Origin of the sequence: Pseudarthrobacter sp. B907 (assembly GCF_040137805.1) — a bacterium.
GTDB lineage: Bacteria > Actinomycetota > Actinomycetes > Actinomycetales > Micrococcaceae > Arthrobacter.
Window position 1 is genome coordinate 1 of the sequence record NZ_JBEEQE010000020.1, and the last position, 16,078, is coordinate 16,078.

At 68.8% G+C, this 16,078-nt stretch carries 13 protein-coding genes and 1 rRNA gene; 5 read left to right on the forward strand and 9 right to left on the reverse strand.

Annotation, left to right across the window (positions count from 1 at the left end; all coding sequences use genetic code 11):
- The first annotated feature begins 257 nt into the window (after positions 1-257).
- Both rrf and ABLI39_RS15250 read left to right on the forward strand, forming a co-directional pair.
- Positions 258-374: ribosomal RNA gene (gene rrf, locus ABLI39_RS15245) — 5S ribosomal RNA — on the forward strand.
- 155 nt (positions 375-529) lie between these two features.
- Complete coding sequence (locus ABLI39_RS15250) at positions 530-1,381, forward strand: SDR family NAD(P)-dependent oxidoreductase (protein ID WP_349414304.1); 852 nt, start codon at positions 530-532, stop codon at positions 1,379-1,381.
- Positions 1,382-1,638: 257 nt separating this feature from the next.
- On the opposite strand, the gene ABLI39_RS15255 is transcribed toward ABLI39_RS15250, so the two are convergent.
- The 8 genes from ABLI39_RS15255 to ABLI39_RS15290 all read right to left on the reverse strand — a co-directional run bounded on the left by ABLI39_RS15255 (position 1,639) and on the right by ABLI39_RS15290 (position 13,017).
- Positions 1,639-3,501: a putative bifunctional diguanylate cyclase/phosphodiesterase gene (locus ABLI39_RS15255; protein ID WP_349414305.1), complete on the reverse strand. Its 1,863-nt coding sequence runs from the start codon at positions 3,499-3,501 to the stop codon at positions 1,639-1,641.
- Between the two features lie 209 nt (positions 3,502-3,710).
- The gene (locus ABLI39_RS15260) at positions 3,711-5,870 is read right to left on the reverse strand and encodes a putative bifunctional diguanylate cyclase/phosphodiesterase (RefSeq protein ID WP_349414306.1); all 2,160 of its coding nucleotides are present in this window, start codon (positions 5,868-5,870) and stop codon (positions 3,711-3,713) included.
- 35 nt (positions 5,871-5,905) lie between these two features.
- Complete coding sequence (locus ABLI39_RS15265; RefSeq protein ID WP_502935237.1) at positions 5,906-7,759, reverse strand: putative bifunctional diguanylate cyclase/phosphodiesterase; 1,854 nt, start codon at positions 7,757-7,759, stop codon at positions 5,906-5,908.
- A 98-nt stretch (positions 7,760-7,857) separates the two neighbouring features.
- The gene (locus ABLI39_RS15270) at positions 7,858-9,252 is read right to left on the reverse strand and encodes a UDP-glucose dehydrogenase family protein (RefSeq protein ID WP_349414307.1); all 1,395 of its coding nucleotides are present in this window, start codon (positions 9,250-9,252) and stop codon (positions 7,858-7,860) included.
- On the reverse strand, positions 9,249-10,412 hold the full coding sequence (locus ABLI39_RS15275; RefSeq protein WP_349414308.1) for a glycosyltransferase family 4 protein: 1,164 nt from the start codon (positions 10,410-10,412) through the stop codon (positions 9,249-9,251). The genes ABLI39_RS15270 and ABLI39_RS15275 overlap by 4 nt, the downstream gene beginning before the upstream one ends.
- Positions 10,413-10,646: 234 nt before the next feature.
- Positions 10,647-10,904 carry an NfeD C-terminal domain-containing protein gene (locus tag ABLI39_RS15280; RefSeq protein WP_349414309.1) on the reverse strand — a complete coding sequence of 86 codons (258 nt, stop codon included), beginning with the start codon at positions 10,902-10,904 and terminating at the stop codon, positions 10,647-10,649.
- On the reverse strand, positions 10,897-12,333 hold the full coding sequence (locus tag ABLI39_RS15285) for a flotillin family protein (protein WP_349414310.1): 1,437 nt from the start codon (positions 12,331-12,333) through the stop codon (positions 10,897-10,899). The genes ABLI39_RS15280 and ABLI39_RS15285 overlap by 8 nt, the downstream gene beginning before the upstream one ends.
- Before the next feature lie 216 nt (positions 12,334-12,549).
- A complete protein-coding gene (locus ABLI39_RS15290) occupies positions 12,550-13,017 on the reverse strand; it encodes a DUF4383 domain-containing protein (RefSeq protein ID WP_349414312.1) in 468 nt (155 codons plus the stop codon).
- Between the two features lie 156 nt (positions 13,018-13,173).
- Here ABLI39_RS15290 and ABLI39_RS15295 point away from each other — a divergent pair, with 156 nt between their 5' ends.
- Positions 13,174-14,496 (forward strand): cell division protein PerM, encoded by a 1,323-nt coding sequence (locus tag ABLI39_RS15295; protein WP_349414313.1) that lies wholly within the window; start codon positions 13,174-13,176, stop codon positions 14,494-14,496.
- Between the two features lie 28 nt (positions 14,497-14,524).
- Here ABLI39_RS15295 and ABLI39_RS15300 read toward each other — a convergent pair whose 3' ends face one another.
- Positions 14,525-14,956: a hypothetical protein gene (locus ABLI39_RS15300; RefSeq protein ID WP_349414314.1), complete on the reverse strand. Its 432-nt coding sequence runs from the start codon at positions 14,954-14,956 to the stop codon at positions 14,525-14,527.
- Positions 14,957-14,995: 39 nt separating this feature from the next.
- Between ABLI39_RS15300 and purN the strand changes: the two genes are divergently transcribed.
- Both purN and ABLI39_RS15310 read left to right on the forward strand, forming a co-directional pair.
- Entirely contained in the window at positions 14,996-15,580 is a 585-nt protein-coding gene (purN, locus tag ABLI39_RS15305) for a phosphoribosylglycinamide formyltransferase (RefSeq protein ID WP_349414315.1), read from the forward strand.
- Between the two features lie 26 nt (positions 15,581-15,606).
- Positions 15,607-16,062, forward strand: coding sequence for a putative endonuclease domain-containing protein (locus tag ABLI39_RS15310; RefSeq protein ID WP_349414316.1), 456 nt, complete (start codon positions 15,607-15,609; stop codon positions 16,060-16,062).
- Positions 16,063-16,078: the final 16 nt, after the last annotated feature.

Sequence of the window (16,078 nt, forward strand, 5' to 3'; positions counted from 1 at the left end):
TGACCGGTACTAATAGGCCGATAACTTACACCACACACCGCCTTAGGCAAACGGATTCAAAAGCGTTTGCCACCAACGGGCGGTACAAAGAAACAAGACTGCTTGCGTCCACTATGTGGTTCCCAAACAACAAACCCGCCACGGGCCCGTTGCTAACGGAACCAAAACAACGGAATACAACAAAACAAGTTGTAACCACCAGATTTCCCACCACGGGTAACCCTCCCACAGGGCCACCAGGGGCGCGGACACAGGGTTACGGCGGTCATAGCGTGGGGGAAACGCCCGGTCCCATTCCGAACCTGGAAGCTAAGACCCACAGCGCCGAGGGTACTGCACCCGGGAGGGGGTGGGAGAGTAGGTCACCGCTGGACAACCATTACAGCCAGGCCCCGACACACCGTGTCGGGGCCTGCCCCATTTAACGGCCCCTTCCGCGGGCCGGTCCGAACGGAACACCAGCCGGCAGGTCAGCGTTGATTACCCTTGAGTAGCTTGTCCCTCTGAATCAACGACCACGGGAGATCCCATGACTGCACGGACCATCGTTATCACCGGCGCCAGCGACGGCATTGGGGCGTCCGCAGCCCGGACGCTGGCAGCGCAGGGGGAGAACGTCGTCGTCGTCGTCGGACGCTCCAAAGAGAAGACCGAGCGGATCGCAGCGGAGATCGGTGCGGACTATTTCGTCGCCGACTTTGCCGAACTGGCGCAGGTGCGGCGGCTCGCGACGCAGCTGAGGGAGAAATATCCCCGGATCGACGTCCTGGCCAACAACGCCGGCGGGATTATGGGCGCACGGGAGCTGACCGTGGACGGCCACGAAAAGACGTACCAGATCAACCACCTGGCGCCGTTCCTACTCACCACGGAGCTCATGGACGTCCTCACCGCCAGCAAAGCCACGGTCATCAACACCTCCAGTGCCGCCAACTCGCTTTACGGCCGGCTGGACATCGATGACTTGGACGTCGCGAACAAATACTCGGCCAACCTGGCCTACGGCAACGCGAAGCTCGAGAACATCCTCTTCACGGCCGAGCTGCACCACCGCTACCACGCGGCCGGCATCTCCACAGCGGCGTTCCACCCCGGGGTGGTGGCCACCAACTTCGCCGCCGACACCACCAGCCCCTTCCGCTTCATGTACCGCAGCTTCCTCAACCGCTTGATGCTGTCCCCGGAGCAGGGCGCAGACACGCTGGTATGGCTCGCTACGGCCACGCCGGGGCAGGAGTGGGCCTCAGGAGCGTACTACGCCAAGAGGGCCCTGGCGAAGGCCAACAAGCAGGCGTACGACCCCGGGCTGGCCAAGGAGTTGTGGGAACGAAGCGCGGCCATGGTGGCGCAGGACGTTGATAAGCTCGATCCCCGCAGCTAGCTGGACCGGACCGCGACGCTCCAGCCCAGTTACCAGGCCCGGCAGGGGGAGAGCACCGTGCCAACTCGCGGCAGTCTGGGGGCGGAAGGGCTGCGGCGCCCAGTAACTGGGCGGGAGCGTCGCACCCACAACAGCCGGACGTGAGTGAGCGTGGCATCCACTGCAGCCGGATGTGAGGGAGCGTCGGGGCCACAGCAGCCGGACGTGAGTGAGCGTCGGGCAGGGCGCAACCGGACGTGAGGGAGCGTCGGGTGGAACTACCCCGCGGCTTCGACCTTGTCGATCGCGGTCAGGGCGCTTTCCATCGTGCCGGCCAGGTCGCTGGCCGGGGCTGGCTTGGCGAACAGGTACCCCTGCAGCGAGTCGCAGCCCAGGTCCATCAGGTACTTGGCCTGCGCCGGCGTCTCGATGCCCTCGGCCGTGACCTTGAGCCCTAGGTTCTGCGCGGCGTTGATCATGGTGCGGAAGAAGGGCAGGTGTTCCTTGCCGGTCTTGATCATCGCAACGAAGGACCGGTCGATCTTCACCTTGTCCAGCGGGAGTTCCTTGAGCCGGCCCAGCGTCGAGTAGCCGGTGCCGAAGTCGTCCATCGCGATCCGCACACCGGCCTCGCGCAGCTGCCTTAGCTGGCGGAGCACGTCCGAATCGGCGTCGAAAAACACACTCTCGGTCAGCTCAAGCACCAGCTGGCGCGGGTCCACCCCGGTCGAGGCGACAATGCCCAAAACGTCGGTGGCGAAGTCGCGGTGCTGGAATTGCAGGCCGGAGACGTTCACGGCCACGCTGTACGCCGCGTCGCCGGCGAGCCAGGGCCGGATCTCGGCGCAGGCGCGGCGCATCACCTCGTCGCCGATCTCGCGGATCAGCCCGCTCTGCTCGGCCACGGGCAGGAACTGGTTGGGCGGAACCAGCTTGCCGTGCCGCTCCCAACGGGCGAACGCCTCGAACTGCACCACGGCGCCGAGGCCCGGGGACACCACCGGCTGGTAGTGCACCGAGATTTGGCCCAGCTCCACGGCCTGCCGCAGCCCGGTCTCGCCCTGGGCCTTGTGCGCGGGGGTGTTCAGCATCTCCGGCCGGAACTGCAGCCAGGTGTTCTTCCCCGCGGCCTTGGCCGCCGTCATGGCCGAGTCCGCCTGCCGCAGCAGTTCGGCGCCGTCGTGCGTCTGCGGGGTCTTGGAGGCCAGGCCCATGCTCACCCCGGGACGCACCGTGGAGCCGCCGATCCGCGCCGGGACGTACAGCGACTCGGAGATGCGCTTCGCGACGGCGCCGGCGTTGAGGCACTCGGTCAGCAGCACCACGAATTCATCGCCGCCGAGCCGGGCCACGGTGTCGTGCGGCCGGACGCAGTTACGCAGCCGGCTGGCCACCTCCACCAGCAGCTCGTCCGCGGCGGCTCGGCCCAGCATGTCGTTGTAGCTCTTGAAGTCGTCCACGTTCAGCAGCAGCACGTCCACCGGATCCGGCCGGCGCAGCGCCGCGGCGAGGCGTTCGTTGAACAGGGTGCCGTTGGGCAGCCCGGTCAGCGTGTCCCGCAGCACCGCGGCCTTCAGTTGGTCGTCGTGCTCCGCGGGCGTTAGGCGGGGGAGGACGCCGGTGGTGCCGGGCACCAGTTCGGCCTCTATCGGGGACGTCCGACGGCGGGGCGCGGCGGCCGCTGCCGGGACACCGGCGTCGCGCGCGGCTGCGGACTGACTCGCCGTGACGGAGGGCCCGGCGGTGGCCGGCCGGACGGAGAGCGCGACGGCGGCGTCGCTGCCGGTGCTCCCAGCCGCGGGCGGCAGCGCCGCGCAGGTGATTTCCAGCGGGAACTCGGAGGCGTCTCCGCGGCGGCCCGCGCCGGCGAAGGGCAGCCGCGTGGCGCCGGTTCCGGCGCCGGTTCGGCGGCCGGCGACGCCGGAGTTCCCGGCCGCCAGCCCGGTGAGGAGCTGGTGGAAGTCCTCCCGGGAGGCTTCGGCCAGCAGCAGGCTGTAGTCGGCGCCGAGCAGCTGCGCCCGGGAGTAGCCGAAGAGCTGTTCCGCGGCGTTGTTCAAGAACGAGATGGATCCATCCGGGGCAAGCAGAACGAGGGCGTCGGGGCTGTGCTCCAGCACCGTCTGTGCGAATGCTGCGTCCATAATGTGACTGCCCCCAAAAGCGATGGATCTGTGAATGGTCGCGCACCGCGGGAAACCCTTTGGGGCTTCGCTGCGGACCGCGACTGCTGAAATCATATGTGTTCGGTAGCACACTCTCACGCAGCCCCAACGTTATTTGCAAAAGCGTCCGAATGTGTCGTCTGGGCTCCCAGACTTGGTTCCGGCTGGCCCGCCAGAACCAGCCCCCTCTACATCGCGACAGCGGCTTCCTGCAGTGCCTCGATGGCCTCCGCGGACTGGGCCACGGCCGCCTCCCGGCGCGCCTCCGGCACCGGCCGGGAGAACAGGTAGCCCTGCAGCGCGTCACACTCGTGCTCCATCAGGTACCGGGCCTGGGTGGGCGTTTCGATGCCTTCCGCCGTCACCCGCAGGCCCAGGCTGTGCGCCATGTGGATCATCGAGGTCAGGATCGGAAGCCGTTCCTCGCCGGTGTGCAGCATGGACACAAACGACTTGTCGATCTTCACCGCGTCCACCGGGAGTTCCTGCAGGCGTCCCAGCGAGGAGTAGCCGGTGCCGAAGTCGTCCAGAGCCACCCGGATCCCGGCCGCGCGCAGGGTGATCAGCTGCTGGATTACGTGGGAGTCGGCGTCGAAGAACACGCTTTCCGTGACCTCGATGACCAGCTGGTGCGGATCGACCCGGCTCCACGCGGCAATGTCCAGCACACGCTCGGCAAAGTCCTTGTGCTGCAACTGCACGCCGGAGACGTTGACCGCGAGGGTCCGTCCCGGATCCTCGGCCAGCCAGGACTGCAACTCGTTGCAGCTCTGCCGGAGCACCTCGGCACCTATGTCACGGATCAGGCCGCTGCGCTCCGCGGTCTGGATGAAGGCGTCCGGGGCCATGATTTCCCCGTCGCGTTCCCAGCGGGCCAGGGCCTCGAACTGCACCACCTCGCGCCGGTTCGTGGAAATCACGGGCTGGTAGAAGACGGTGATCTGGCCCAGTTCGACGGCGCGGCGCAGCCCCGCGGTCAGCTGGGTGCGTTCCAGCAGGGCGGCCAGCATCTCCGGCTGGAAGTGCACGTAGCAGTTCTTGCCCGCCTCCTTGGCGGCGTACATGGCCACGTCCGCCTGCCGCAGCAGCTCGGAGGAGGACATGTTCTCCGTGCCGCGCGTCGCCACGCCCAGGCTCAGCCCCGGGCGCATCAGGGTCCCCTCGATGGAGACCGGTGCGTTCAGGGTGGCCACGATCCGCTGCGCCACCGCGTCGGAGTCGTTGCAGCCCTCCAGCAGGACCACGAACTCGTCGCCGCCGAGCCGGGCAACGGTGCCGTGCGGTCCCACACAGTTCTGCAGCCGTCGGGAAATCTCCACCAGCATTTGGTCCCCGGCGTGGTGGCCCAGGATGTCATTGACTTCCTTGAAGTCGTCCAGGTCCAGCAGCAGCACCGCTACGGGGCCGGGGGACTCCAGCGCGGCAGTGGCGCGTTCGTTGAACAGCATGCGGTTGGCAAGCCCGGTCAGCGGGTCCTGGAACGCCAGGGCCTTGAGCTGGTCGGCCTGCTGGGCGAGCTCGTCGAGGGCGCGGCGGGCCTGGTCCTGCGCCATGGTGCGTGTGGTCACGTCGCGGAAGTTCCAGATCCGCCCCACCACTTCGTCCGCGACCTTTTGCGGGCGCGAATACAGTTCAACGGTGCGGCCGTCCTGGAACTCCAGCAGGTCCTGGCTGTGCAGCTCGTGGTTGGCGTAGAGCTCGGCGACCTTGGACTTGAAGGAGTCCGGGTCCACCAGCTTCTTCGCGATGAACCTGACCAGGGCGTAGGCGTCATCCTCGGCCAGGATCTCGCGCGGCATGCCCCACAGCCGCAGGTATTGTTCGTTGACGCCGGTGATCTGGCCGGTGTTGGACACCACGACGATTCCGTCCGCCGTCGTCTCCAGGGTCGCGTCGAGGAGCGAGACGGCGTGGCGCCGGCCGGCGTCGTCGTCCACGCGGTGGGTGGTCTCCCGCACCGCAACCGCCATCGAGGTTTTCGCCCGTGTCGTGACCAGGGAACAGGTCAGTTCCAGCGGGATTTCGGTGCCGCTGCGGTGCAGTCCGACGGCGGGAAAGGGCTTGGTGCCGAAGGTGCCCGCGCGGCCGAGGCGGCTCAGGACCCGCAGGAACCCGCCGCGGTCATCCTCCACCAGCAGACGGGTGTGCAGGAGGCCGACCAGCTGCTCCGAGGAGTACCCGAACAGTCGTTCGGCGGCCGGGTTGAGGAAGGAGATGGTTCCGTCGGTATTGAGCAGCAGCAACCCGTCGGGGCCCTGCTCAAGCAGGGTCTCCGCCAGTCCTTGTTCCACGTCGATGCCAGCCCCCAGGCGCTTGATTTTCCATTCCACCGGCAGGGCGGTGGTCATTAAACTTCAAGCATCATAGGGCCCTGAGACTCAAATCACAGCACCGGCTGCGTTTGGGCGGCGGTGTCGCCGCGCAGCGCGGTGATGGTCCTCGTTGACGCTGAGAGCGCGGCGGGGAGCTCGGCCGCCGGCTGGGGCCTGGAAAACAGGAAACCCTGCAGGGAGTCGCAGCCGCGCCGCATCAGGTACCCGGCCTGCTCCGGGGTCTCGACGCCCTCCGCGGTGACGGTCAGGCCCAGGCCGTGGGCCATGTCGATCATGGAGTTGAGGATGGGCAGTCGCTCGTCGCCGGTGCGGATCATGGCGACGAAGGACTGGTCGATCTTGAGCGTGTCCACGGGCAGGTCCTGGAGCCGTCCCAGTGAGGAGTAGCCGGTGCCGAAGTCGTCCAGCGCCACCCTGACTCCGGCGCTGCGGAGCTGCACCAGCTGGCGATGGACCAGGCAGTCGTCGTCGAAGAAGACACTCTCGGTGACCTCCACCACCAGCTGGTGCGGATCGACGCCGCGGGAGCAGGCGGTCGCGAACAGCAGCTCCGGGAAGTTTCCCTGCTGCAGCTGCACGCCGGAGACGTTGATCGCGAGCGAACGGGTGGGGTCCTGGGCGAGCCAGGGCCCGAGTTCGGTGCAGCAGCGGTGCAGGACTTCGGCGCCGATATCCACGATCAGGCCGCTGCGTTCGGCGGTAGGGATGAACTGCTGCGGCGGGACCAGGATACCGTCGCGTTCCCAGCGGGCCAGCGCCTCGACCTTGACCACGGTGCCCAGCCGGGCCGAGACGATCGGCTGGTAGTGCACGGTGATCCCCCCGCCGTCGACAGCCGTCCGCAGCCCGGCTTCGAGGTCGGTGCGTTCGAGCAGGGCCGCCATCATTTCCGGGCGGAAACGCAGGTAGCGATTCTTGCCGGCGGCCTTCGCCGCGTACATGGCGATGTCCGCGCGGCGCAGCAGCTCGGAGGCGTCGTCGGCGCCCTCGCCGATGGAGGCCAGTCCCAGGCTCAGGCTGGGCCGCAGCATCGTGCCGTCGAGCCAGAACGGCACCCCCAGGGACTCGACGATCCGCTCGGCGGCGGCGTCGGCGTCGAGCGAACCGACCAGCAGGACCACGAACTCGTCGCCGCCCAGGCGTGCTACAACGTCGCTGGGCCGGACGCAGGCACGGAGCCGGCGGCCCACCTCGATCAGCATCTGGTCCCCGGCGTGGTGGCCGTGGACGTCGTTGACTTCCTTGAAGTCGTCCAGGTCCAGCAGCAGGACGTCGACGGCGGTCCCGCAGGGCCCGGCCAGGGCGTGCGCCAGCCGGTCGTTGAAGAGCTGGCGGTTGGAGAGCCCGGTCAGCGGGTCCTGGAACGCGAGTCGTTTCAGCTGGCTGGCCTGCGCGGCGAGATCCGCCATCGCCCGGTTGATCTGGTCCTGGTCGCGCCGGGCCTGGGTGACGTCGCGGAAGCTCCAGACGCGGCCCACCACCCGGTCTTCAACCTTTTGCGGGCGCGAGTAGCGTTCGAAGGTGCGTCCGTCGCGGAAGTCCAGCACGTCGTGGCTCTCGGCATCCGGGTCCGCGTAGAGGGCGGTGACTTTCTCAACGAACGTCTCGGGATCCACCAGCTGGCCCATCACGGAGCCGATCACGGCCTCATCGTCGCCGGCGTCCACGAGCTCGCGCGGGATGCCCCACATGGCAAGGAACTTGTTGTTCACGGACGAGATCCGGCCCTCGGCGCTGACCACCAGGATGCCGTCCGCGGTGGACTCCAGCGTGGCTGAGAGCAGCGACATGGCGTCGCGGAGCCGGGCGTCCTCTTCGGTGCGCGCTGACGTGCTCACGCGGACACGACCGGATGAATCTGAGACCAACGATGCTGCATTGTGAATCCTCCCCTCAGAAATCATAGGGGGCGCAGCGCGGCCCGGGAGCCACGGCCCGGGATTCAGCCGGCGGGGGCGCAGCCGACCTGGGCTCAGCCGACCTGGGCTCAGTCGGCGGGAGCTCAGCCGGCCTGGGCCGGCCCGCCCGGGGCCGCGGCCTGGACGGCGGCGTTGGCCCCGGTCCCGGCCCTGCCCAGAGAGCGCACGGTCCAGCCTGCCGCCGTCCAGGCGGGGGCATCGAGGGCGTTCCGGGCATCCAGCACCATCCGGCGCCGGACCAGGGCCCCGGCGGCGTCCGGCGAGAGCCCGCGGTAGGCCTCCCACTCGGTCAGCAGCAGGACCAGCTCCGCGCCCTCGAGCGCCTGGTCGGTGGAGGCCTCGAAGCGCAGCTGCGGGTAGCGCAGCCAGGCGTTGTTGATCGCGGCCGGGTCCGTGACGGTGACGTGCGCGCCGGCGTCGGCCAGCTGCTGCGCCACGTCCAGGGCGGGGGAGTCGCGGATGTCATCGGTGTCCGGTTTGAAGGCCGCTCCCAGCACGGTCACCCGCCGGCCGCCCAGCTGGCCGCCGCAGAGTTCCCGGGCGGCCTCCACCGTGCGGGAGCGCTGGCCCTGGTTGATGCCGTCTACCGTGGCCATCCAGGCGTCCACCGAGTCGACGCCCAGGGCGGCGGCCTGCACCCGGAGCGAGCGGATGTCCTTGGGCAGGCAGCCGCCGCCGAAACCGAGGCCGGCGTGCAGGTAGCGGCCGCCGATCCGCGGATCCAGGCCCATCGCCTCGCCGAGCTCGGTGACGTCCGCGCCGGAGGCCTCGCAGAGTTCGGCCATCGCGTTGATGAAGCTCAGTTTGGTGGCCAGGTACGCGTTCGACGCCGACTTGATCAGTTCCGCCGTCGCGAAGTTGCAGATGATTCGGGGGATGCCGGCGCAGAGCAGCGGCGCGTACACCGTGTCCAGGGCCGCGGTGACGGCCGCGCCGGCGCTGTCCGGGGTAAGGGTGGAGTCCGCGCCGCCGGGCACGCCGTAGACCAGCCGGTCCGGGACCAGGGAATCCTTGACCGCAGTGCCCTGGCGCAGGAACTCGGGGTTCCAGCCGAGGAGCACATCCGGCCGTCCGGCGAGCACCCCGCGGAGCATGTCCACCATTCCCACCGGGACGGTGGACTTGCCCACGACGGCGGCGCGCGGAGCCAGGAAGGGCAGCAGCGCCTCGGTGGCGGAGACCAGGTAGCTGAGGTCGGCGCCGTCCGAGGTCTTGGACTGCGGCGTGCCGACGCAGAGGAAGTGCAGCTCGGCGCCGGCGGCGTCGGCGAAGTTGGTGGAGAACGCGAGCCGGCCGTTGGCGCGGCCGTCGCGCAGGAGCTCGTCGAGGCCGGGTTCGTAGAACGGGGCGGCGCCGCGGTCCAGCTGGGCCACCTTGGCGGCGTCGACGTCGATCCCGACCACGGAGTGGCCCATTGAGGCCAGGGTGGCCGCGTGCACGGCCCCGAGGTAGCCGCAGCCGATCACGGAAATCTTCACAGGGTTGCTCCTCTGGGGGTGGGGCTTGGTGTGGTGGTGGGCCCAGCCGGGCCGGCCAGGACTGCTTCGTAGTGCCGCACCAGTTCCTCGCCCAGCGCGTGCCAGGTCCGGCCCTGGACCGAGGCGTGGGCCGCGGCGGCAAAGGCGCGGCGCTTGGCGTCGTCGCCGGTCAGGTCCGTCACCCGGGCCCGCAGCGCGGCAAGGTCGCCGGGCGGGTAGAGCCAGCCGGTCCGCGAGTTCTCCACGAGGTCCAGCGGGCCGCCGCGGCCGGTAGCGACCACCGGCACCCCGGACGCCATGGCCTCCTGGATGGTCTGGCAGAAGGTTTCGAACTCGCCGGGGTGGACAAAGAGATCAAAGGACGCGACGGCGCGGGCCAGCTCCTCGCCGCCGAGGAAGCCGGTGAACACGGCCTCCGGGAGTGCGGCCGCCAGGGCCTCGCGCTGCGGGCCGTCGCCGACGATCACCAGCTTGGTGCCGGGCACGTCCGCGAGCACGGCCAGGTCCTCCACCTGCTTCTCCACCGCGAGCCGGCCGACGTAGCCGATGATGCGCTCCCCGCCGGGGGCGACGGCGGCCCGCCACGCGTCGTCGCGCTTCTCCGGACTGAAGCGGGTGGTGTCCACCCCGCGCCGCCACATTTGAACCCGTGGAATGCCGCGGCCGAGGAACTGGTTCAGCGCGAACGTGGACGGGACCAGGGTGCGGGTGGCCAGCAGGTGGATCTGGTCCACCCGGTTCCAGGCCCAGTTCTCCAGGAACGGAACGCCGTAGCGCGCGGCGTAGCCGGGGACCTCGGTCTGGTAGATGGCGACGCTGGGGATGCCGAGCTGGTGTGCGGCCTGGGCGGCCCGCCAGCCGAGCACGAACGGCGAGGCGAGGTGGACGACGTCGGGGGCGTAGTCGGCAAGGATTCGCTTGACCCGGGCCACACCGCCCAACGCCACCCGTACGTTCGTGTAGCCGGCCAGCGGCACGGAGGGGAGCCGGTGGACGTGCGCGCCGTGGACCTCGCCCGGGACGTCGGTGTCCTGCGTGGACGGCGCGATCACCAGCACCTCGTCGCCGCGGTCCTGCAGATGCTCCAGGACCCTCAGGATGGAGTGCGTGACCCCGTTCATCTGGGGCAGGAATGATTCGGCGACTAGTGCGATCCTCACGCCTCCACCGTCGCCGCGGCGGCTGACGGCGCGGGGTCACGGGTGTGGCCTGTGGGGGAAGAGTGGGTTAACAGGCGGCGGCCGCGGGTCCAGGCGCGCTCCAAGGCGTGGGCGCCCCAAAGGTGCAGGGCGCCCATTTGCCAGAGACGGCCGCTAAGACGGGCCTCGGAGCGGCCATCTCCGGCAAATGGACGCAGGGGCCGGCCGGCCGGGGCCTCCGGGCGCCCGGCAACGTCAGCGCCGAGGTTCGGGTGGCTCGTGCCGGAGCACGTCCGGGAGTTCGTCCACGTAGACGGTTTGGGGCGGCTCGTAGTAGATCACCAGCACCTCGTCCCCGACGGCGAAGACGCTCGTTTTGTCGAAGGGGTGGGCGTGGAAGGCGCTTATTCCGCCGCGGAACGGCAGCATCACCTCCCCGATGGTGCCGGGGCCTACACGTCCCGTGACCCGGCCGATCCTGCCGGTCAGGCTGCGGTCGACGTCCCTAGGCATCCGGGGCTTTCGGCGGCTGCTTGGCTGCCTGCCGGCCGTCCTTGAGCGCCGTCCGCAGGGCCGGCAGGTAATCGCCGACCTGGGCCAGAATGCCGCCGATCATCCGGTTGATGCCCTCCCCGCCGTTGAGGACGGTGAGCTGGCCGACGTGGGCGAACGGCTCCGCGGCCGCCGCGATGATGGCGGGCATGTTCTCGGCCAGCTGCTGCGAGATGACCGCGTCCTGGTTGGTGCCGAGGGCTTCGCCGCGGGCTTTGATGCCTTCGGCCTCGGCCAGCGCTTTGGCCTTGATTGATGACGCCGTGGCGTCACCGCGGGCCTTGGTGGCGGCGGCTTCCGCTTCGCCGGTGACACGGGTGGCCCCGGCGGCGGCCGCTGCGGCCGTGGCGTTGGCCTGCGCCTGGAGCTCGGTGCGCCGTGCGTTGACCTGGGCCTCCAGTTCGGTGCGGCGGGCCAGGGCCTCGGCGGCGCTGATGTCGGCGGATTTCTGGCCCTCGGCCTCGGTGCGCTTGGCGTAGGCCTTGGCGTCCGCGGGTTTGCGGATGGTGGTCTGGAGTTTTTGTTCCTCGCGGTCCGCCTCGAGCTTCGCGACCTCGGTTTCCTGCACCACCACCTGCTGGCGCGCGGTCGCCTCTGCCAGCGGGCCGGCCTGGGCGGCGTTGGCACGGGCGCGTTCGGCGTTGGCCTGCGCCTCGGACTGCTTGATCGCGGACAGGCTTTGCGCGTCGGCGATTTGCGCGGCCGCCTCCGCCTCCCGCTCGGCCGCCTCCCGGTTGCGGGTGGCCTCGGCGATCCGGGCCTCCATCTTCACCTGCGCGATGTGCGGCTTGGCGATGTTCTGGATGTAGCCGGTGGGGTCCTGGAGGTCCTTGATCTGGAGCGAGTCGACCACCAGGCCCAGCTTCTCCATCTCCACCCCGCTCGCGCTGCGCACCTGCGAGCCGAGCTTGTCGCGCTCGCGGATAATCTCCTCCACGGTCATGCTGCCGATGATGGAGCGAAGGTGCCCCTCAAAGACGTTGTAGACCTGGCTCTGCATCTTCGGCTGCTGGCCGAGGAACCGGCGCGCGGCATTCGCGATGAACGGCGGCGCGTCCCCGATCTTGTAGATCACCACGCCCTCGACAATCACTTGGATGCCCTGCGACGTCACGCAGGAGACCTTGAGCTCGGTCTCGTTCAGGGTCAGCGACAGGGTCCGCACCGTCTGCAGGCCGGGAAACACCAGCGCGCCCTTGCCCGTGACGATCTTGAAGTCCATACCGTCCCTGGTCTCCAGCGTGCCGCGGGTCAGGCCGGAAATGATGAGCGCCTCGTTCGGTTCAGCCACCTTCCACATCAGCTTGATCGCCACCCAGATAACGGCGACGACGAGCAGCGCCCCGGCGAGGATCGCGAGGAGCGGGATAAAGGCTGAGAAATCCGGCATGGAAAACCTTTCAGGTCGGTGCGTTAGGCCAGTCTGGGGTGCCGCCGTCGAATAAGTCCAGCATTTGGCGCAAAGCTCTGTGTACAGACGCCGGGAAATGCGAAAGCTGGTGCGGACGCCAGTGAAACCTCACGGCGTCCGCACCAGCAGGTAGTACGAATTATTGGATTGCTATGAATCGTTCCTCATTCGCGGCTCCCTTTTCCCGGTGTTCGCTTACCGGGTTTGTGCGTCATCGGCCAGATGCCTCGAGAGCAGCCAGCCGGCGCCAATCATTGCCACGCCCAGCACCATGTGGGTCCAGTTGTCCATGGTGTTGAACGAAAGGAAATTGGCCGCCGACCCTACGCCGACGATCAGCCCGTAAACGCTGAAGATGATGTACAGCAGGCCGAAGCCCATAAGGAAGTTCCGGGCTCCCATGCCGTTGCGGGACATGGTCAAGCCGGTGGCGCCGATGGCCAGCTGGACGATGTTCAGCAGCATGGACACCTGGAACAGGCTGAGGAACATGGCCTTGGAATCGGGGCCGAAGAACCTCAGTTCGCTGTACTGCGTGGTGATGCCCGGGATGAACCCGAGGACTCCCACGACAATTAGGACAATACCCACACCCATGCCGACGTTTTGGACATCTGTCCGTCCGAAATGTACGCCGTGCGCATGTGGAGATGCGGTAGTCATTTTCTGCCTCCAACCAGTGATTGCGGACACTTTAAATTTTACGGCGGGGTAGCGGAAAAAGCGCCGCCGCGGACCCACCCGGACGGCGCGAAAATACGCGGGAGAAAGCCTGTCGGAACGCCGGTCGCGGCCCTGCCCGTGGGACGATGGACCACGATGAAACTGCGCGCTGATCAGACCGGGGACCGTGGCCTTCCGATGCCTTTGTGGCTGCAGGGGGCGCTCGAGTCCGCGCAGGCGGCCGTGATCTCCGCGCTCGCCGTGGTGGCACCGATCGTCGCGGTCTGGGCCACGGCCGGGTTCCGGGACAGCGGCTTTGAATTCCTCGCCCGGCTCGCTGGCCAGGCCTGGCTGGTGATCCACGGGGTGCCCCTGCTGTTGGACACCGTCGGCGACGGCGCCGCGGCCCAGCCTGAGTCGGGTGTCCTTTCGCTGGTCCCGCTGGGGCTCACGCTGATCCCGTTCCTGCTCGCCTGGCGCGCCGGCCGCCGGCTGGCCCGGGCCTCGTACACCGATCAGCTCTGGCAGGCACTGCTCGGCTCCTGGCTGATCTACGGCGCCTTCGGGTTTGCCACTGGCTTTGTCTGTCGCACCGCCGAGGTGGGCGTCAGCCTCTGGTACGCCTCGGCCGTGCCGCTGGTCCCGTTCGCCCTCGGCATGGTGATCGGGGCCCGGCGCGAGGCGGGCTCCTGGAGCCGGCTGATCGGCGTCGACGCCGTCGCGTGGCTCTCGCGCACCAGCCAGCACTCGCGCTGGGCCGGCTCCTACCTCGGCTCCGTCCTCAAGGCGGGCTTCGTGGCGGTCATGGCCAGCCTGGCGATGGCCACCGCACTGCTCGCCGTGGACCTGCTGATCCACTGGAACCTCGTCATCGCCGTCTACGAGGCGCTCGACGCCGGGCCGGTGGGCGGCGCCGCCCTCACCATCGCGCAACTGGGCTACCTGCCCAACCTGGCCGTGTTCGCGCTCGCCTGGACCTCGGGCTCCGGTTTCGCGCTCGGCGTCGGCTCCCACGCGGGGCCGCTGGCCACCGCCGTCGGACCGCTGCCCTCCATACCGGTGTTCGCGGCGCTGCCCTCCGGGGCACTGGAGTACGGATTCGTGGCCCTGGTGGTGCCGGCCCTCGCCGGCGTGCTGGCGGGCTGGTGGTTCCTGCGCGAAGGCGAAAACCACTTCGACGAATGGCTCTCCATCAAGGTCAAGGCGCGCTGGTTCACCGCCGCGGTTTCCACCCTTGTGCTGGGGGCCATGACCGGCGCCTTGGCCGGGCTGCTCGCGGCGGGGCTGGCCTGGCTGGCCAGGGGATCGGCCGGCATTGGCCGGCTCACGGACATCGGCCCGGACCCGCTGATGACGGCGCTGTTCGTCGCGGTGGAAACAAGCGTCGGCGTCGTGATCGGCTACGCCGCGGGGCCGTGGCTGGAACGCCGGCAGAAACTGCATGAGGCGGACCTGGAGCTGGCCGCCGAGGCCGACTGAGCCGGTTCCGCTTGCGGTGCCGGCGGCGTCAGCGCAGCTGGGTGGGCATCGACTTCTCCAGCTCCGTCCGGCAGGCCGAAGCCGCCTGCTGGGTGAGGGCATGCCGGGCACACTGCTGGTAGTCCCGGATCTGGTTGAAGAACACCGCGGACACCATGATCATCAGGGCCATCACCACGGTGACGACGAGGCCGGAGATGGTCCCGAACAGCACCAGGCGCGATTCCCGGAGCTTCATGGCTCGGACCAGCAACAGGACGCCGAGCACGAGGGAAACGACAGTGAGGATCCCGGCGAGCCACAGGTAGCTGACGTCCAGCTGGAACACGAAGAACGACCCGAGCACCGTCACGATGAACATGCGGAAGAGGTTGTGCGTCCTGAGCAGCGACGCTTTGGCCGCCTCGCTCCGCGGATTCTGGCCCCGCGGGCTGTCGCCGGGGTCGTGCGGTGAATTCATGTTTTCCAGCGTACGCGAGCGGCACCCTAAGCTAAGGCAATGCGCATTGTTGTCCTCGTCTCCGGCACCGGCTCCAACCTCCAGGCCGTCATCGACGCCGTCAAGGCCGGCGAGCTGGACGTGGAGCTCGCTGCCGTCGGGGCCGACAGGCCCGGAACCTACGGGGTGGAGCGCTCCGCGGCGGCCGGCATCCCGACGTTCGTGGTGGACTTCAAGGCCTACCAGGACCGGGCGGCCTGGAACGCCGCGCTCACGCGGGCGGTGGCCGCGTACCGGCCCGACGTCGTTGTGTCCTCCGGTTTTATGCGCATTGTCAGCGCGGACTTCATCGACGCGTTCGGCGGCAAGTACCTAAACACCCATCCGGCCCTGCTGCCCGCCTTCCCCGGCGCGCACGGCGTCCGCGACGCCCTGGCCTATGGCGTGAAAGTCACGGGGTGCACCGTGCACTGGGCCGACGCCGGCGTGGACACCGGGCCGATCATCGCCCAGGAGGCCGTGACGGTGGCCGACGGCGACACGGAGGAAACGCTGCACGAGCGGATCAAAACGGTGGAGCGGCGGCTGCTGGTCTCGACGCTCAAATCCCTCGCCGCAACTGCCGCCGCCGCGCCGCCCAACTGACTCGCAGTTCAGGCCGGCCGGACACCATGGCTGAGGGCCGGTCCGAACCGTACGCCACCGTCGAGGAGCTCGTCGACATGCTGGACCGACACAAGGGCACTCCCGGAATCCGCAAGGCGCGGCTCGCTCTTGAGGATTCGCGGGTTGGCGCGGATTCGGCCCCGGAGACACGACTCCGCCTGATCCTCGGCCGGGCAGGGCTTCCAGAGCCGCACCTGAATAGGCCCGCCCTCCTGCGGCCCGGCGTCGTACGTGAACCGGACCTTTCCTACCCCGAGTACCGTGTTGCCGTCGAGTACGAGGGGGAGGCCGTTCACTCGGCCGCGGGCCAGGTGGTCAGGGACATCGCCCGCGACGAAGACTACGCCTCCGCGGGCTGGACATCGGTCCGCATCTCGAAGCGGCATTTGGAGAAGGCCGGCCACGCGGCCGTCGCCAAGGTCCGGACGGCGCTCTACGGCCACGGCTGGCAACCGCGCTGACTCAACCCAACTGACT